This window comes from Treponema primitia (genome assembly GCF_046533075.1).
In the GTDB taxonomy this organism is placed as follows: Bacteria; Spirochaetota; Spirochaetia; order Treponematales; family Breznakiellaceae; genus Termitinema; species Termitinema primitia_B.
Window position 1 is genome coordinate 1 of sequence record NZ_JAJQRB010000032.1, and the last position, 17,045, is coordinate 17,045.

Genomic DNA, 17,045 nt, shown 5'->3' on the forward strand with positions numbered 1-17,045 from the left:
TATATCAATTCCTAGAAACCTATAGTGATAAAGGAAACACTTCTAAAACCTATAGAGCTGGAATCAATAAGTATATCCAATTTTGTAATGAAACTAGAATTGAACCGGCGTATTCCAATTTTGAAACGGCGAGAGCTTTTAAGAGTTACCTAGAAAAAAATAGCTTTTCTAATAAAACTATCAATAATTATACTACAGCGATTAGATTGTTATTTCAGTTCATTATTGATAATGATGAATATATGGAAAGTATGAAAAACCCATTCTATCAAAAAAAATTAAATAAGAATGGTAGGGAATTAAAAAAACAAAAAGAGTTACTATCCTATGATGAAGAATTAAAAGTGTTGAACTGGTTCAAAAAGAATGATGATTACCTTTATAACACTCTTTATTACCAAATTAATTTTGGTGTTAGGATAGATTCATTCTCTAAAATTACTAAAGTTGTTAATGGCCTAGCTTATTATGTTAGTAAAGGTAAAGAATGTTTAACACCTATGAAAATAAAGAATAATGATACTGTAAAGTTTAGTGAGCTTGTAAAACGTTGGAAAGCTCACGGTTCTTATAACCTTGATGTTATGATGAATAGAGGGCTTAAAATGGCCTTAAAAGCCCTCAATATTGATAAACATATAACCTCTCATTGTATTAGGCATACCTTTATTCAAGAATTAAATGAACTAGGCGTTGATAGTGTTAGTATTTCAAGAATGGTGAATCATAGAGATTTAAGTAGTAAGGATTCCTATCTAACCTCTAAGAAACAAGAGAATAATTCCTGGGATGGTTTAACTAAGCTTAGGAATAGTAAAAGTAATAAAAATAAAAAATAGTATATATAATAATCCCCGGAAATTATATTTTTATTTCCGGGGAATTATTTTTTAGATTATTAATTCATAATCAGGATTACTTTTTATTTTAAATACAGTTTTAGTAATGTATTCTAATCTTGAATAGCCCCAATGTTGTAGTTTTGGTGTTCCCCTCTTTAAGAGAAACATTTTAACAGCGAATGAAGCACCTTTCAAACTAGTGGTGGTTCCTGGATAGGTATCATTCATTAGAATATAATCATCTAATGAACCGGCGATAGTGTTGGTAGTGGGATTAAAAGTAATCCCCTTGAATAATGTAATCATATTAGTATTAGTATAAAAATAAAAAAACCACTATTGAAAGAATAGTGGTGGTGTTGGTTATACCGTAAACGGTGGTAGTATGATTACAAGGGGGATTATTCCCTTATATATAGTTAGTAGGGGATTAGTAAAAGTATTTTTTTGCTGGCGAATACCTGAATGAACTGTAGGTAGTGGTATACAAGAACTTAATGATTCTGTAGGAAGGTATATCCGGTTCTTTCCCAAAAAGTACATAAATGTTTAAAGGAACTGTAGGTAGTGATTAAGCACTAGTTCAATGATTCTAAGTATTCCCTACCCGGTTCTTTCCCCCAAAATGTAAAGATTCCTAGTGTTTATTCCCTTCCCTTGAATATACCTTGAAACCCCCTGTTAATTTATTTTAGAATAGGTTATGATGAAAATGTAATTTAACTCTTTATTAACTTGCCCTCCAAGCCAAAGTAATTTAGTGGGCCTTCCTGGACTTGCCCTCCAAGCCTCGACATCCTGTCTCGGCTTTCCGGGCCGGGGTTCAGCCCTGCCGGCGCCATACGTCCCTTCAGGCCGTTTGCCGATATGAAGGGATTTTATGCACCGCCTTACGGCGGTGCGGCGTCATCCATGGCGCCTTTTCCTCCCTCCGGTCGGCGGGCAGAACCCTTCAAGTCCATAACAGCAGCCTCCTTTTAAGCTGTCATTTAATTACTCCTTAAAGGAAAGAGGGACCACCAAAAATGGTCCCTCTTTTTATTATGGTTTGAATATAAATACGTAATAGATCCACTGGGAGATACAGAAGAGGAAAATGGAGCCAAAAATTATCGCCAGTATGATAAGCGGCTTTTTCATCCTTGCTCTATCTTCTAATTGCCATTTTCTATACATCTCTGCTTTATCAATATCAGTTTGACTATTAACATTGATGTCTTGCCTGGTTACTGAATCGTATTCAGTATCCTTTTCATACGACTTCAAAGCTTTCTTAAAAGTCTCTTCACCTTCAAGGGTGAGTCCATTATCCAATATTAGTTTCATTCTATCCTCCTTAATGCAGCAACAACGGAAGGGACCGCCAAAAAAAATCCCTTGCAGGGATTGTTTTTTGGGCCTTCCTGGACTTGAACCAGGGACCTACGGATTATGAGTCCGCAGCTCTAACCAACTGAGCCAAAGGCCCAAAAAACAATCCAACTATACTTTTATATCCTAAACAGACTAAAAAGTCAATATATCGTGTAGGGAACGAATCCAAGGCCTGATTTACATAACAAATGTATAGGTGATTTCGGGTATTATTGGAGAAATCGCCGGGCAATGGATAGGCCTAGCCGTACCGGGAATGGTTCCAGGCGGCTCGCTACTTGTTTGAGCGCCTTGCGGATTGGTAAATGCTGGGGGCAATGGCTTTCACATTTGCCGCATTCAACACAAAGTCTTGGGCTGTGTGGGTTTTTACTTACCGCTGCAGTGCTGGTAAGAAATTGCTGTATCCCTATTGTAAAGTTTTGTGAAAAACTGGTGTTATAAGCGGCAAAACAACCGGGAATGTTTATACCCTTGGGACAGGGCATACAATAATTGCATCCCGTACAGTGAATTTTGTATGCTCCGTTGAATAGGGCAATCACTTCGGTATAAACCGCCAGTTCCGCTTCTGTCAGAGAGCGGGCGCCTTCGGCGGAGCGAAGATTATCGTCCATTTGCTCGGTGGTACTCATGCCGCTTAATACAACCGTTACTTCGCTTTGATTCCAAAGCCAGCGGAGTCCCCAGGCTGGGGGGGAAAGGGAAGGATCGGCTTTGGAAAATAAGGCAAGCGCTTCCTTGGGTAATCCTGCGGCAAGTCTTCCCCCAAGTAAGGGTTCCATAATCATAACCGGTATTCCCTTTGCGGCAGCGGCCTTTAAACCTTCTTTACCGGCCTGATAATTTTCATTGGAATAATTATATTGAATTTGACAAAAATCCCATTGACGGGCGTCGAGTACTTTTATGAATTCTCCCAGGGAACCATGGAATGAAAAGCCCGCTTGACGTATTTTCCCGGCCCGCTTTTTTTCGCTTATCCATTGTTCTATTCCCCATCCGCAAAATTGTTCCCACTGTGCGGAATCGGTTATCATGTGCATCAAGTAATAGTCGATGTAATCAGTTTGAAGGCGTTCAAGCTCTTTGTTAAAAAACTTGTCAAAATCATCGGGACCTTTGCATAAAATTAAGGGTAGTTTTGTGGCGATAAAAACGGATGTCCGCTTTTTATGCTTCCCAAGGATCGCCCCCAATGTTTCTTCGCTTTTTGGATATATGTATGCGGTATCAAAATAATTCACACCCCCGTCAATTGCCCGTAAAATCATACGCTCCGTTTCGGCCATGTTCCGTGAAAACCGCATACAGCCAAGTCCCAATATTGATAGTTTATTTCCCGAAACCGGGTCATCCCGATATTGCATGTTGTTCCTCCTTAGACACTTATAGGCGATATCTACCCGGGTCATCAGCTCCGCCAATCCCGCCGATAAGAGAAGTATATGCGTAAAAAGTCCGGTTTTACTATGCTGTTTCTGGCAGTTCTGTTGTCCGCTGCTCCCTGTCTTTGGGCGGAACAATTCGTTTATAAGCATACAGCGGGGGACCGGTACCGCATTCTCTCGACGGTTCATGAGGAAGGGTATGTAAACCGAAGGCTGAGTCTTAGGTCGGAGATTCTGAACCGGATTGCCGTGGAGGTTCTTGAGGCCGGGGGTGGGACCGGGCGGCACCGGGCGGTTTTCCAGACTGCGGAACGGGCTTTGCGGACAGAACCGGCTGTTCGGTCCGACGGATACGCTGAGGGACAGAGTTATCAATGGGAACGGGAGTATGAATCGGAGTTTCAACGGGATGCGCGGGGATATATCACCATAGATCGGCATTTTTTTATGCCCGTGGTGAGAAATGTACCGGTTTTTCCGGACCGGAACCTCAAGGTTGGGGATTCCTGGAGCGCCGAGGGGCATGAAATGCACGATTTCCGGGATAGTTTTGGTATTCCCGAGCCTTACCGTATTCCTTTTACGGCGAATTATACCTTTTTAGGGGAGCAGGAATGGAAGGGGAGGCTGTATCCGGCCTTTTCGGTGTCCTACCGGATATTTTCGGAACCTAATCCGGTGGCGGGCAAGATATGGCCGCGGCGTATCCTGGGGGCTTCGGATCAGAGGGTGTTCTGGGATTTCGAGCTGGGTCAGGCTGCGGCCTATACCGAAACCTTCCGCATGATCTTTGAGCTTTCCGACGGGCGGACCGTGGAATATTGCGGGACCGCCGAGGCTGAGATTGTCGAGTCGCCCCGTATGGACAAGGAACAGGCGGTTTGGGATATTAACCGGGATATCGCAAACCTGGGCATAGCCGACGCTTCGGCGCGGGTTGTGGACGAGGGGATAACCATCAGCCTGGAAAATGTGCAGTTTCAGGCGGAATCGGCGGTACTTTTGCCTGAAGAGCGGGCCAAGCTGGCTAAAATCAGCGAGATACTGCGACGATATCCGAACAGGGACATCCTGGTGGGCGGCCATACGGCGTTGGCGGGGACCGAGGCGGGGCGGATGCAGCTTTCCCGGGATAGGGCTGCCTCGGTGGCGGAGTACCTGATCACTCAGAAGGTGCGGGGGCCGGAGCGGATGGTGGTCCGGGGGTACGGCGCTGAAAAGCCCCTGGGGGATAACCGTACCGAGGCGGGACGGCGGCGGAACCGGCGGGTGGAAATTACCATACTTGAAAACTAAGTCTTAATGTGGTATTACCATACTACCGATGAATTATTCTAATCCGGCAAATCTTGCCGTCCTAGCATGTCCTGGTGGGGAAGTTTTTGCGGATGAAGTGATCCTTCATCTGAAAAAGTACTACCGCCATAAATACGATGTAACCGTGTCCGATTTGGTTCGGCAGTACAATATGAACACCGATGACGTGGTCCGGCAGATCAACTTTATCAACGATGCCGGGCCTCTTACGTCCCTTGCCCAGGGGGGCTTCCTCAAGTACCATACCCCCCAGTTCAAGGTTCCCGCCCGGTTTACCATGTTTCCCAACGGGGAGCTTAAAGCGGAGATTCTGGAATCTATCCGGGGGAAGGACATTTATATCGTCCAGGATGTGGAAAATCACTATCCCCTGAGTTTTAATGACGGCAGCCTGACCAGGGCGCTTTCTATCAACGATCACCTGATGAGCATATTTGTTACCGTGGATGCGGTAAAACAGGCCGGGGCTGACCGGGTTACCCTGGTTATCCCCACCTACCCCTATTCCCGGCAGCACAAGCGGAAGGGGCGGGAGGGGCTTACCGCCAGCAGGGTGGGGGGCATCCTGGAATCCCTGGGGGTGAACCGGATTATCACCCTGGATATCCATTCCCGGGAAATCGTAAATGCCTTCAAGTTTATGCGCCTGGAGAATCTCCACGCCAGTTATCAGATTATACGGCAGCTTTCCAAGGTTACGGAGATTCGCGGAGACGATCTTGTGGTGGTTTCTCCGGATACCGGGGCGGTGGACCGGAACAAGTTTTATGCTACGGCCTTCAAAAAGCCCCTGGCGCTGCTGTACAAGGAACGGGACTATTCCCGGGTAACCAAGGACGCCATGGAAAACAATATTTCCGAGATTAAGCTCCTGGGTAATGTTTCGGGGAAGACCGTGTTTATGGCCGACGACATGCTGGGTACCGGGGGTACCCTGCTCAAGGCTATGCAATTCCTCAAGGATCAGGGGGCCCGGCAGGTGATTGCCGCCATCAGCCTTCCCATGTTTTCCGGAAACGCCATCAACTATTTTGACCAGGCCTACAAGGACGGCCTTTTTTACCGCATCATCGGGACCAATGCGATCTACCAGGAAGAGCTTTTGAAGCGTGAATGGTATGTGAGCGTAAATATCACCAAACTGTTTGCCCAGACTATTTCCCGGCTCCATCAGGGCCTTTCTCTCAGTTCGCTTCTGGATAACCGGGCTATCATAGAAAAACGTCTTTCAGATAACCGTCCTTTATGAGTTCTCTCCGGACCATACTCTGCGCCGATATTGGTACATCATCCCTAAAGGCCGCTCTTATAGATACCGATGGTCATTCCCATGGTTTTTCCCGGGAGGCTTATACCGCTGCCGGAAGTACCGGGCCGGTAACTGCGGACGGCTGGGAAAGGGCTTTGTCCCGGGCCCTGGGGGTACTCCTTTCCCAGGCTGAAGTATGCAAACCTGCTGCAATTTGCATATCCGGAAACGGTCCTACCCTGGTTCCCCTTACCGCTTCCGGCGAGACCCTTGCCCCCCTTCACTGGTACCAGGGCTCCCCGAGGGCGCCCACGATACGGTCCTTCTTTTTGCCCCATGCGCTGCGCTTTCTCCGGGAATGTCCGGGGGTTTATGAAAAAACCCGGTATCTTTTTTCCGCCCAGGAATGGCTTTCCTGGCGCTTAGGGGCGGATGCGGTGACGGCGCTCCCCGCATCCTACGAACCCTATTACTGGGACGCCGCCCAATGCGGAATACTGGGTTTGGATATGGGGAAGTTTCCTCCCTTTGTGGACCTGGGGACCGTCATAGGCCGCCTTTCTTCGGAGGCGGTCCATCGCTTAAGCGGCTTGGCCGGAGGCTTCCCGGAGGAACGGCTGCCCGTGGGGATACCCATCATAGCCGGGGGTTCCGACTTTATCATGGCCCTCATCGGGACCGGGACCGTTGAGCCGGGCATGGTTTGTGACCGGGCGGGTACTTCCGAGGGGATAAACTACTGTACGGGGAACTCCGTTACAAATAGCCCGGAGCTTCGGGTCCTGCCCCACGTGAATCCCGGTTACCGGAATGTCAGTGTCATCATCCCATCGTCGGGGCGGCTCTTTGAGCGGTACCGAACCCTGAGCGGTCAGGAGCAGCGTCCCTACGAGGATACCTTGACGGAACTTATTCCCGAAGGCCGGATCCTGGATCCGGCGGAACTGGGACAGGCGGTGTTGCTGGCCATGGGTTTTGAGGTGAGGGCCGCCATGGACACCCTGGGCCGGCATGGGTTTCCGGTATCGGAGATGCGCCTTTCCGGGGGGCAGAGTAAAAGCCGCCGCTGGAATCAGCTCAAGGCGGATCTGACCGGCTCTGCCCTGCTGGTCCCGGAACAAAAGGATGGCGAGTTGGCTGGGGACGCGGTTCTGGGGGCCATAGCCCTGGGGGAAGCGTCGGATTTGCGGGAAGGTATAGGGCAGATTGTGCATATACAGGAACGATACATCCCGGATGAGCATACCGCGGCAGCCTACAAACAGCGCTTTCAGAACCGCCGGGAACTGCGGGATAGGGTAGGGGAGGCGCTTCATGAAGTGTTATAAACTTCCCGCCCACATATCGGCCCTCATCTTTGATATGGACGGAACCCTCTACACCCATGATGAATATCTTCGCTTTCAGATCGACAGCCCGATTGAACGGCTTGCCGCTATCCGGGGGATCAGCTTTGAAAAAATGAAGGAAGAAATTGCCGGATTCCGCCGTCATTGGGCGGAAACCCACGGGGGGAAACAGGTAAGCCTGGGAAATCTTTTTAAGGAAGCCTTTGGGATTTCCATTGAAGAGAGCATACGCTGGCGGGAGGAACTCTACGACCCGGCCCAGTACCTGAAGCCGGACACTAAGCTCCGGGAAACCCTAGCCTCGCTTTCGGCGTCATCCCTTACTCTGGGTGTGCTCACCAATAACCCCGTTCTGGTGGCCCGGAAGACCCTGGCCTGCCTGGGTGTGGAGGACCTTTTCCCGGTGATAGTCGGCCTGGATACCTGCGGCGTCTCCAAGCCCCACGAAAAGCCCCTGCGCAGGGCCGCGGAACTGCTTGGCGCCCCTGTTGAAGCCTGTGTTTCCATCGGCGACCGCTACGATATCGACCTTGCCCTGCCCCTGGAACTTGGTATGGGGGGCATCCTGGTGGACGGGGTGGAGGATCTGTACGGGCTGCCCGGCATTTTGCTCCTATAGCTTACCAGATGCGCCCCAGGGGCTTATCGCCGTGGACGCCGACCAGTTTCCGTTCCGTGGGGTCCACCATGAGGTCCATGTTTTCAAGGGGGATTGAGCCGAGAAGTACTTCCGATGCGCCGGGGAGTACCCAGGGCTCACAAGCCATGGAACGATCCTTCCAGTACACCTTTACGGCCTCGGCTATCTTGCAGATCACCTTTTCCCCATTTGCCAGTGTAGATTCGTGCAGGTGCTCCGTCCGTAGCCCCAGTTCTTTCTGCACTGCTTCACTGATAACCAGGGTTTCCGCCCCGGTATCAACCACGGACTGTACCGTCATTTGACGGATTTCCGGTTCTTTGAGATATCCATCTCCAAATCTCGTTATATCACCCTGGTTTTTCAGGGTGATTTCTTCATACACTGTTCCCATCATTTTGCCTCGCTCTCCATTAAGATTAGTTTACCATACCGGGGACGTACGGGCCAACGGTCCGACTACCCCCGCACACCATGTATGGTACTGCCTGGTAAAATGCATTAGTCCGATGAGAAAAAATGGCCTAAGCTTGACCGTTCCGGCTTTTCATGCCACCCTTGCTTATGAACCTTGACGATTTCGCGGCGGCCATGGCGAATATTTGTTCCCATAGCCTTGTTGCCCCCGGACGGCCTCTGGTATGGACCATCATCGCCAACCCTAAGGCGGGGGGTTTTACCATCGGCTCCCGGTGGAAGCGGCATTATGCGGCCCTGAAAACGTATATGGAAAAAGCGGCTGTCAATCCTTTGCGGGAAGATGCGGGGCCGTCTCGGGCGGCTCTGGATGCCGACCCGGGCAGGGGCAGTCTCGGCAGGCTGGGGCTGGTCCCTACCACGGGGCCGGGAACTGCGGGTAAAATCGTTAAAGCCCTTCTGGATGATGCGGTTTCGGCCCATGGCGGCAAGCAGTCCCCCTTCAATCTTATCCTTACCGCTGGAGGGGACGGGACCAGCCTGGAAGCACTGACGGCGCTTTACGCGGCTCCGGCGGCCCTGCGTGCAAACTTCGGCGTACTCAGGCTTCCCATGGGGACCGGTAACGACGGCGCCGATGGCCGGGAACTGGAAAGCGTGCTTGGCCGGCTTATCTATCCTTCAAATATCGAATACGCCCGGGCGGTACGGCTTACCACCGCTACGCCGCGGAAGGGTCCTTTCCTGGCCTTCAATATCCTTTCGGTGGGCTTGGACGCCTTTGTTACCCATATGACCAATAAGATGAAGGGTAAGCTGCCCGGGGACTCCTATAAGCTTTGGGTGGATATCGCCTCCCTGCTCTACGACCGGATCTACCGGGTGGGACCCATGGATGTTTCGGCATACGATGAGGCGGGCCGTCAGGTGGAGAGCTTTGACGAGCGGGTCCTTCTTTTAGCGGTGGGCGCCACCGGTCACCGCAGCTACGGTTCCAACAAGCGGATACTTCCGGATGACCGCAACGTTTGTGTGGTTGAGCAGATGTCCCTGTTCCGCAAGGTGGCCTTGAAGGGGCTCTTTACCACCGGGGAGCATATCCACAAGCCGGAATCAAAACTATTCAACGCCCACCGGGTGGAGTTCCGGGGCGAAAACCCCATCTTAGCCCAGATGGACGGAGAGACGGTGCTGCTCAAACCGGAAGATTTCCCCGCCGCCATAGAGCTGACCGAGCTTGCCATACCGGTTTTAAAGTAGACGAAATGATAAGGTGGGATCATTCTGCTTTTTTAAAATGAATTTCCGGAATAGCATTTAATGCCTTTCCTATTTTCCTTAAAAAAGACATTGAAATGTTACTATATTTTCCTGATTCCAAACGTGCGATTGCCGGTTGTGATGTCCCTGCGATTTGCGCTAAATCTTTTTGCGTCATGTTTTTTTCAATTCTTAATTTTATTATTTCTTCGGCAAGTTCAAATTCTTTATCCAGCCTTTCGTACTCTTGCCGGAATTCGACATCCTTCATTTTTTTTTCGAGTAAATCTTCAAATTTGTATTCCGTGATTCTAGTCGTTTTCATCGGTGTTCTCCCTGGTTTTTTCGTCCTCTTTTCCCTCAATGTATTGTTTCCTTATGTTTAAAGCCCTCTCGATTTCCTTTGGATCAGTCTTATCCTGTTTTTTTATAAAACCGGATAATATTACATAAATTTCCTTATTATAATAAAAATAAAACAATCTACAAATATTTGTGGCTACTTGTATTCGTAATTCATATAAATCCTCAGTCCCAACTATTTTTCTTGAATGTGGCAAAGTCAATATCGGACCAAATTCGCTCAACATTTTTATAGTTCGATATGATTTTGCCATTGTCTTTATTTCTAAGGAAGAAAGAAAATCCTTTGCTTCTTCCAAGATTATAACATCGTAGACCATAATTGAGAATATACCAAATTTGGTATATTTGTCAATGCTATTTGTATTTATTTTAAAGTTTTTTTTACCACCAGGGAGCATATCCTTAAACCGGAAGATTTCCCCGCCGCCATTGAGCTGACCGAACTTGCCATACCGGTGCTTACCTAAGCCGTTCCTTTAACAGTTTTACTGTTTCCTCAAACTGCCCCAGCTTTTCTCTGGTCAGTTTTATGAAAAAGTTATCCTCCGCCTTCCCGGCCACCTGATCCATCTCTTCTTTGTTACGGTAGGTGATGCTCCGGAAGGGATCGAGGAAGTCCTTGGCCCGGCTGCGGTAGACCTGATCCGCAACCCATCGCCGGGTTTCCAGGGTGTGGTCCAGTTCTTTGATAAAGTCGCCGGTATTGGCAGGCCCCTTGCCACGGAGGTATGTAAGGACCCCCCAGGCGTGCCGGGCCTTATCCAGGGGATAGGCTGCCCAAAATTCATCGTAGGCTTTGTGGATAGCTTCCCAGCTGTCCAGTTTGCCCTCCCGGATTTGGGCGCGCAGCTTATCTACACGAAAGGCGGGGGTGATTTGACCGCCCAGGTTTACCCAATCTGTAATACGATCTGTATTACAGTTTTTGGCGTCCCCCAGTTCTTCCGCCAGGGACGCAAAGGAAAGGTCCGGGTTTGATTCCAGGTAGGCAATGAGGGTCTTTCCGGCGTAGAAGCGGAGCATTTCCCGGTAGGCGGCACGGGCTTTCCGGGGCTTGAGGAGTACCGCCTGCCGCTTATGTTCCAAGCCCGGGGCGGGGATCTCTCCGTCGGCATTATCTTCCGGCTCCACGGGCCGGTCCGCAACGTCCAGCCAAGTTTCCATCTGCCCAAGGGCGGCGATTATTTCTTCCGCCGTGTCCGGGGCAAGGTAGTCCGTCTCAATGTGCTGGACCTTGATAATCCGTTTGTCCCGGTCCATGGCCTTCCAGGAATTCCGTTCCAGGGCGTAGAGATTGTACATCCAGAAATAGGCGGGCATCACCTCCAGCCGGTCCTTCTGCACATTGTTGTTCACCAGGGAGAAGGGGAGGGTGATGTTGAGTTCCCGGGGGTAATCCCCCTTGGCGATGATAACAAAACTAACGAAGCGGCTGGAATGTTTCAGGCTTACCGAAAGTCCCGGCCAGAAACCGCGGCCCGCACGGATCTCCCCGTCATTAGCCCTGCTGTTGTGGTTTGACCCGATGGTCGCCCCTGCGGCGAGATTGGAAAGCCCCTGGATCATGGCGGCGATGAGAAAAGAATTGTTGTGGTGCTGTTCATGGGTGGGAAAAATCAGGTTGTTAAGAATTTCACAGCAGGAGACGGTGGAATTATCCCCCAGAACCGAATGGATCAGCCGGGCGCCGTACTTGAGGTTGCTCCGCCTTCCCATGACAAAACGTACCGCCTTGGAGCCGTAGAAGGCGTGGCATGCGTAACCCACAATGCCGTTTATCATCTCCACCCCTTCCCCGATCTGGCTGGGTTCATCCTCCGATGAAAGGATAGACAGGTTTTTAAGCTTATTGGCCCCCTTAATATAGGCCGCTTCCCCCACGGCCACATCCTTAATTACCCCGCAGCTTTTTATAACCGACCCTGAACCAACTATCCCATAAAATCCGCGTCTGCTATCGTAGTTTTTCTGTGTAATGACCCTTAGTTTTTCTGTCAATTCCGTATCATCCCGGTAGCAGGCCCAAAGATAGGCGTCGGCGCATATCATTTCCGTGAAGGCCAGGATGGACCGGCCTCCCGCTTCGTTCATCACATCGATCCAAACCCGGACATCCTCATCCTCACCGTCCTTGATTATTCCGTTGCCGAATTTTGCATGGTTGGTTGTCTGCATCTCGTCTATCCGGGAAAGGATAACCCGGTCGCCGATGATGTAATGGGAAATGAAAGGACAGTCCTGGATGGCGGTATTATCCCCTATGTCGCAGGAAATCACCGTACTGTTCCGTATACCCGCGGGGATACTGTAATCGTGGTGCCGCAGGAGCATTTCCCTCAGCGCCCCCAGGCGTATAAGCCCGTAAAAGTTTGAATTCCGGATCAGTGACGGATCAAAGGGATCGCTTACCAAAAAATTATCCCAATTAGAACAGAAGTTATCGTTTTTAACCAGGATTTCCATTTCCTGGACCTTGAGCTTACGCCAGGTTTTTTTCCATACCCCGATCTGCTCATTCCGCAGCCAGTATTCGTCTTTCCCCGCCGGGAGATATGCGGGGGGAATAAAATCATATCCATAACGATCGGGCGCCTGCGCCGAAATTTCTGTCATTATCTTCTCCTTTGCTTTACTTTTCCTTCAGTTCTTTCCGTAATATCTTAACCGCAAAGGGAAGGGAAAAAAAGAAGGAGGCGATATCCGAAGCGGGCTGGCTTAACTGTATTCCCAGGAGGCCGAATAGGGCCGGGAAGATCAGCAGGAGGGGCAGCAGGAACAGACCCTGACGGGACAGGGCCAGGAGGCTCGCTATCCGGGCTTTACCCATGGTCTGGGCCATCATGTTGCAGATGACTACCCATCCCATGAAGGGCATGACGATGCAGTGGAAGCGAAGGTACCGGACGCCGATGGCGAGCAGTTCCGGGTCATCTTTACGGAACAGGGAGATTATCTGCGGGGCGAAGATGGCCAACAGCAGGGCGAGTATCGTCATGCCGGCGGTAGCGAACCGGGCGCAGAACCAGAAGGCTTTTTTTACCCTGCCGTAGAGTTTTGCACCGTAGTTAAAGCCGCATACCGGCTGGAAACCCTGGCCTATTCCCATGACCATCTGGCCGGCGATAATACCGAGCCGGTTCACAATACTTATGGCGGCGATGGCGGCGTCCCCGTATGGTCCCGCAAGGTGGTTGATCAGTATTGTGGAGGCGCTCTGCAGCCCCTGCCTGAGCAGGGAAGGAATACCTCCCCGGACAATTTCAAGGTAGTTTTTGATACTGGGAGAAAAGTATTTAGGATTGATAGGGATATTACCTTTTTTCGTACAGCATATCAGAAGGACGATGCAGCCAATAAACTGACTTATGGCGGTTGCCAGGGAGGCCCCGCGAACCCCCATGTGCAAGCCGAAAATAAACAGGGGGTCCAGGATGATATTGAGGGCCGCCCCGGTGATCATGCCGAACATGCCGTAGAAGGAACTGCCCTGAAAACGGAGCTGGTTATTCAGCACCTGGGAAGCGGACATAAAGGAGCCGCCGATAAGGATGAACAGCATGTAGTCCAGGGCATGGGGAAGAATGGTGGGGGTTGATCCTAAAGCCATGGCCAGGGGTTTGATGAAGATAAGCCCCAGGGTTGCCAGCGTCCCTGCGGCGATGAAGCAGCTGATAAAACCGGTGGCCGCCATCCGGGAGGCCTTATCAAAATGCTTGGCCCCTAATTCTCGGGAAATATAGTTCCCCGAGCCCTGGCCGAAGAAGAAGCCCAGGGCTTGGATAATCGCCATCAGGGGGAAAACTACCCCCACGGCGGCCACCGCGCTGGTTCCCAGGGAGCTGACAAAATAAGTATCCGCCAGATTGTAGATGCCGGATGTCATCATAATGATCATACTGGGAATACCCAAGCTCACTACCAGTTTTTCAACCGGAGCGGTGGTCATGTGTTGTAATTTTTCATCCTGATGATTTTGGAACTCTTCCATCTTATATCAGACCAGTATATGCCTTCCAGCTGTTTTATGCTATAATCCTTGTTATAACTATGGAAAAGAAGTCTTTCATACACCATGCTGCGGAGGCCGGCCGAAAAGCCCTGAAACCAGCATTCACCACCGCGCGGTTCCTGCTTTATATTATGATTCCCGTCTCCTTTGCGGTGCTGATCCTGGATTATTCGGGGGCGCTCTACTACATTGGCCGGTTCCTGGGACCCATGATGCACTATTTGGGTTTGCCCGGGGAAGCGGCGCTGGTGTTGATCAGCTCGATTTTTGTCAATATTTATTCCGCCCTGGCGGTGATAGGAACCCTGGATTTGACCGGCCGGGAGCTTACGATTCTGGCGGTTATGTGTTACTTAGCCCATAATTTCTTCGTGGAATGTGCGGTGATGCAAAAAACCGGTTCTTCCATGGTCAAAATGGTTTTTTTACGTCTCTTCAGCGCTATCTTGGCCGGTTGGGTCCTGCATTTTATCCTTCCCGCTGAACTGGGAAGACCCGTTCATGGGGCGGCGGCCGCCGAAGCCGGTTCTGTTGGGATCCACAGTATTGGCTTGAACCTTGCGGGGTTGCCGGCGGTACTCAAGGTATGGCTTATAGAAACGCTTATTAATATACTGCGCATTTTTCTCATTGTTCTGGGTATCATGTTTGTCCAGAAACTCCTGGACGAATTCGGGATCATGCGGCTCCTGGGCCGTTTTATGGCTCCCTTGATGAATGTGTTCGGCCTTCCGGAGCATACGGGGTATCTATGGATGGTGGTAACCGTGGTTGGTTTGGCCTATGGATCGGCGGTACTTATAGAAGAGGTTGAAATCGGGGCTGTTTCAAAAACCGATGCGGACCTCTTTAATCATTACGCCGGCCTGAGCCACTCCCACCTGGAGGATACCCTGCTCTTTATGGCCATCGGCGTCCCCTTCTTTTGGGCCGCCATCCCCCGGTTTGTCCTGGGAACCCTGGCGGTATGGCTGGAACGGCTCCGCCGCTACCTGGTGATGCGTTCCTACCAGGTACGGGTGGAGTAGAGGTACCGGAGCCGCCCAATGACGGCCCGGTAAGTCGATCCGCTAATCTCGTTTATCCGAATCGTCCAGGGTAACATTGCCCAAAACTATACCTTCTACCTTGGTGGTTGATACCGTTACCGGTGAAGCTGGAGTGACCTGCTTCCGGTACTCTTTTTGATCCGTCGGAATTATTTGATCATGTATAGAAAACTCGAAAGTGACCGATTGTTGCGTTGTCTGGGGTTTGATCAGTATGGTCCACGAGTGGTCACCGATAACCTGCCCATGCCCCCCCTCTTTATCGGCGGGCGAGAAATCGGCGTAGATTTGTGAATAATAACCAATGCTACCCGGTACAATCACAGTATCCTTGAGTGTAATGGTTCCCACGGTCCCGCTCAGGGTAATGTACTCATACGTACCCACGGCTCCAATGCTTGTCGATGTATTGTCGTTTAGTAACACCCACTTATCCAAACGCATGATCGCGTTGTTGGTAGTCTCTGAAATGAAAATACCCACCAGGAAGAGGTTGCTGTCAAGTTCCATTGTCCATGAACCATCTCCGCCAATCATTGCACCCTCTATGGTACTGCCGCCGCTGGGGGAGGGATATGTTAGCAGGCTGCTATCTGATCGGGTAGCGCCGTCTACCTTAAGGACCGTATTGGTACCGCTCAAGGTTTTCTTTCCTGAACCGCTGTAATACGAGCTAAAGTTGTTACTAAAGTCGAATGCGTCTTCGCCCAATGATAGCGTAGTTTTACTTTTGAAAGTCGTCACCATAGTCGAAGTTCCGTCATATTTAGTAAAGGTAATCACCACATGGTACGGCTTATCTTCTATAGGACCGCGCAGGCGCCCATCTATCTTACCGGCGTCTACACTAGTATCCGCCCTGATTAAGTCGTCCCCATTGTATAAACCTGCGCTGGGGATGGTGCTAAAAAGAAAGACATTGGCATTATAGCCTGCGTAGTCTGCAGGGATGCCGGTTATCTTGATGGATGATTCGCCGTCACTGTCCCCGTGAAGGTTGCTTGCTTCCACTTCCACTGCATTGGAAATGAAAGATACCTTTCCTTCGGTGGCAGCCATCCACTTGCTGCCTTCCACCGCTCCGGTAAACATAAAGATATAATATTCACCGGTACCGGTCCACTCTGTGGCGGTATAGTCCGGCATTTCCAGTACACCTTTGTTTTCAACGGTCAGCAGCGTTCCGGTGAGGGTATCTCCGGTAATGGGGCCGCCCTTGAAGCCTGCGACGGGTACCGCGGTTTCTTCAAATTCACTTAACAGATATATCCAATAATAGGTTCCCGGACTAACCGAAGGTATGTTCTTAATAGTGAGGGTCTTGGATGATCCGACGGTAGCGGAAGGAGTTGCGGTTTTGCTTACCCCTGTTGCACTTTTGTTGCCTTCCTTATCCACGGTCTTCACCGTAAAGGTGTATTCCGTATCGTTGGTAAGACCGGTAATTTCTTTAGTTTTGATTCCCTTGGCAACCGTGACTGTACCGCCGGTATACCCGGTTCCGCTGATGCTGATTTCTACTTCCTTAAAGTCACTGTCCGTAGGGTCGGTCCATGTGAGGGTTACGATGGCATCGCCGGAAACCGCAGAAAGATTCGTTACTTCCGCCGGTGGGGTGGTGTCATCGTTGGGACTGTTACCCGGACAGCCGATAAGAAAGGCAGCCAGGATAATCAGCAGGGGAAAAAAGAGGAGATTAAACCTGGGGGGGGGGGGGGGGGGGGAAAAAAAAATTGGGGGGGTATTGGGGTTTTAGGGGGGGGGTTTTTTAAGGGGGGTTTT

Annotated in this window: 16 protein-coding genes and 1 tRNA gene; 7 read left to right on the forward strand and 10 right to left on the reverse strand. The window is 50.2% G+C overall.

The window, feature by feature from the left end; translation table 11 throughout:
* On the forward strand, positions 1–839 hold an 839-nt coding region (locus tag LQZ19_RS06070), incomplete at its 5' end, for a tyrosine-type recombinase/integrase (protein WP_411046768.1).
* A 51-nt stretch (positions 840–890) separates the two neighbouring features.
* Here LQZ19_RS06070 and LQZ19_RS06075 read toward each other — a convergent pair.
* From LQZ19_RS06075 to LQZ19_RS06090, 4 genes are all read right to left on the reverse strand, one after another.
* Positions 891–1,148: a hypothetical protein gene (locus LQZ19_RS06075; protein WP_411046769.1), complete on the reverse strand. Its 258-nt coding sequence runs from the start codon at positions 1,146–1,148 to the stop codon at positions 891–893.
* Positions 1,149–1,883: 735 nt separating this feature from the next.
* Complete coding sequence (locus LQZ19_RS06080) at positions 1,884–2,168, reverse strand: hypothetical protein (RefSeq protein ID WP_411046770.1); 285 nt, start codon at positions 2,166–2,168, stop codon at positions 1,884–1,886.
* 68 nt (positions 2,169–2,236) lie between these two features.
* Positions 2,237–2,310, reverse strand: a tRNA-Ile gene (locus LQZ19_RS06085).
* A gap of 115 nt (positions 2,311–2,425) precedes the next feature.
* The gene (locus LQZ19_RS06090; protein ID WP_411046771.1) at positions 2,426–3,586 is read right to left on the reverse strand and encodes an aldo/keto reductase; all 1,161 of its coding nucleotides are present in this window, start codon (positions 3,584–3,586) and stop codon (positions 2,426–2,428) included.
* A gap of 78 nt (positions 3,587–3,664) precedes the next feature.
* Between LQZ19_RS06090 and LQZ19_RS06095 the strand changes: the two genes are divergently transcribed.
* The 4 genes from LQZ19_RS06095 to LQZ19_RS06110 are packed head-to-tail and all read left to right on the forward strand — an operon-like array spanning position 3,665 to position 8,141.
* Positions 3,665–4,903 (forward strand): OmpA family protein, encoded by a 1,239-nt coding sequence (locus LQZ19_RS06095; protein WP_411046772.1) that lies wholly within the window; start codon positions 3,665–3,667, stop codon positions 4,901–4,903.
* Positions 4,904–4,931: 28 nt separating this feature from the next.
* Positions 4,932–6,173 (forward strand): ribose-phosphate diphosphokinase, encoded by a 1,242-nt coding sequence (gene prs, locus LQZ19_RS06100; protein ID WP_411046773.1) that lies wholly within the window; start codon positions 4,932–4,934, stop codon positions 6,171–6,173.
* On the forward strand, positions 6,170–7,501 hold the full coding sequence (locus LQZ19_RS06105) for a xylulokinase (RefSeq protein WP_411046774.1): 1,332 nt from the start codon (positions 6,170–6,172) through the stop codon (positions 7,499–7,501). The genes prs and LQZ19_RS06105 overlap by 4 nt, the downstream gene beginning before the upstream one ends.
* Positions 7,488–8,141, forward strand: coding sequence for an HAD family hydrolase (locus tag LQZ19_RS06110; protein ID WP_411046775.1), 654 nt, complete (start codon positions 7,488–7,490; stop codon positions 8,139–8,141). The genes LQZ19_RS06105 and LQZ19_RS06110 overlap by 14 nt, the downstream gene beginning before the upstream one ends.
* A gap of 1 nt (position 8,142) precedes the next feature.
* On the opposite strand, the gene LQZ19_RS06115 is transcribed toward LQZ19_RS06110, so the two are convergent.
* The gene (locus LQZ19_RS06115; protein ID WP_411046776.1) at positions 8,143–8,559 is read right to left on the reverse strand and encodes an aspartyl protease family protein; all 417 of its coding nucleotides are present in this window, start codon (positions 8,557–8,559) and stop codon (positions 8,143–8,145) included.
* 167 nt (positions 8,560–8,726) lie between these two features.
* Here LQZ19_RS06115 and LQZ19_RS06120 point away from each other — a divergent pair, with 167 nt between their 5' ends.
* On the forward strand, positions 8,727–9,839 hold the full coding sequence (locus LQZ19_RS06120; protein ID WP_411046777.1) for a diacylglycerol/lipid kinase family protein: 1,113 nt from the start codon (positions 8,727–8,729) through the stop codon (positions 9,837–9,839).
* A 19-nt stretch (positions 9,840–9,858) separates the two neighbouring features.
* Here LQZ19_RS06120 and LQZ19_RS06125 read toward each other — a convergent pair whose 3' ends face one another.
* From LQZ19_RS06125 to LQZ19_RS06140, 4 genes are all read right to left on the reverse strand, one after another.
* Positions 9,859–10,164 (reverse strand): helix-turn-helix domain-containing protein, encoded by a 306-nt coding sequence (locus tag LQZ19_RS06125; RefSeq protein ID WP_411046778.1) that lies wholly within the window; start codon positions 10,162–10,164, stop codon positions 9,859–9,861.
* Positions 10,151–10,522, reverse strand: coding sequence for a type II toxin-antitoxin system RelE/ParE family toxin (locus LQZ19_RS06130; RefSeq protein WP_411046779.1), 372 nt, complete (start codon positions 10,520–10,522; stop codon positions 10,151–10,153). The genes LQZ19_RS06125 and LQZ19_RS06130 overlap by 14 nt, the downstream gene beginning before the upstream one ends.
* Before the next feature lie 142 nt (positions 10,523–10,664).
* The gene (locus LQZ19_RS06135; protein WP_411046780.1) at positions 10,665–12,818 is read right to left on the reverse strand and encodes a DUF4954 family protein; all 2,154 of its coding nucleotides are present in this window, start codon (positions 12,816–12,818) and stop codon (positions 10,665–10,667) included.
* 16 nt (positions 12,819–12,834) lie between these two features.
* On the reverse strand, positions 12,835–14,193 hold the full coding sequence (locus tag LQZ19_RS06140; protein ID WP_411046781.1) for an MATE family efflux transporter: 1,359 nt from the start codon (positions 14,191–14,193) through the stop codon (positions 12,835–12,837).
* Positions 14,194–14,252: 59 nt separating this feature from the next.
* Here LQZ19_RS06140 and LQZ19_RS06145 point away from each other — a divergent pair, with 59 nt between their 5' ends.
* Complete coding sequence (locus LQZ19_RS06145) at positions 14,253–15,242, forward strand: nucleoside recognition domain-containing protein (RefSeq protein ID WP_411046782.1); 990 nt, start codon at positions 14,253–14,255, stop codon at positions 15,240–15,242.
* Positions 15,243–15,284: 42 nt separating this feature from the next.
* Here the strand turns inward: LQZ19_RS06145 and LQZ19_RS06150 are convergent, their stop codons facing one another.
* Positions 15,285–16,997, reverse strand: a complete 1,713-nt coding sequence (locus LQZ19_RS06150) for a fibronectin type III domain-containing protein (protein WP_411046783.1) — start codon at positions 16,995–16,997, stop codon at positions 15,285–15,287.
* Positions 16,998–17,045: the final 48 nt, after the last annotated feature.

Excerpts from the sequence above, each read along its gene's own strand:
- LQZ19_RS06135 (WP_411046780.1), bottom strand. The coding sequence starts at position 12,818 with ATGACAGAAATTTCGGCGCAGGCGCCCGATCGTTATGGATATGATTTT.
- LQZ19_RS06140 (WP_411046781.1), bottom strand. The coding sequence starts at position 14,193 with ATGGAAGAGTTCCAAAATCATCAGGATGAAAAATTACAACACATGACC.
- LQZ19_RS06080 (WP_411046770.1), bottom strand. The coding sequence starts at position 2,168 with ATGAAACTAATATTGGATAATGGACTCACCCTTGAAGGTGAAGAGACT.
- LQZ19_RS06125 (WP_411046778.1), bottom strand. The coding sequence starts at position 10,164 with ATGAAAACGACTAGAATCACGGAATACAAATTTGAAGATTTACTCGAA.
- LQZ19_RS06105 (WP_411046774.1), top strand. The coding sequence starts at position 6,170 with ATGAGTTCTCTCCGGACCATACTCTGCGCCGATATTGGTACATCATCC.
- LQZ19_RS06095 (WP_411046772.1), top strand. The coding sequence starts at position 3,665 with ATGCGTAAAAAGTCCGGTTTTACTATGCTGTTTCTGGCAGTTCTGTTG.
- LQZ19_RS06075 (WP_411046769.1), bottom strand. The coding sequence starts at position 1,148 with ATGATTACATTATTCAAGGGGATTACTTTTAATCCCACTACCAACACT.
- LQZ19_RS06130 (WP_411046779.1), bottom strand. The coding sequence starts at position 10,522 with ATGGTCTACGATGTTATAATCTTGGAAGAAGCAAAGGATTTTCTTTCT.
- LQZ19_RS06115 (WP_411046776.1), bottom strand. The coding sequence starts at position 8,559 with ATGATGGGAACAGTGTATGAAGAAATCACCCTGAAAAACCAGGGTGAT.
- LQZ19_RS06110 (WP_411046775.1), top strand. The coding sequence starts at position 7,488 with ATGAAGTGTTATAAACTTCCCGCCCACATATCGGCCCTCATCTTTGAT.
- LQZ19_RS06090 (WP_411046771.1), bottom strand. The coding sequence starts at position 3,586 with ATGCAATATCGGGATGACCCGGTTTCGGGAAATAAACTATCAATATTG.
- prs (WP_411046773.1), top strand. The coding sequence starts at position 4,932 with ATGAATTATTCTAATCCGGCAAATCTTGCCGTCCTAGCATGTCCTGGT.
- LQZ19_RS06120 (WP_411046777.1), top strand. The coding sequence starts at position 8,727 with ATGAACCTTGACGATTTCGCGGCGGCCATGGCGAATATTTGTTCCCAT.
- LQZ19_RS06145 (WP_411046782.1), top strand. The coding sequence starts at position 14,253 with ATGGAAAAGAAGTCTTTCATACACCATGCTGCGGAGGCCGGCCGAAAA.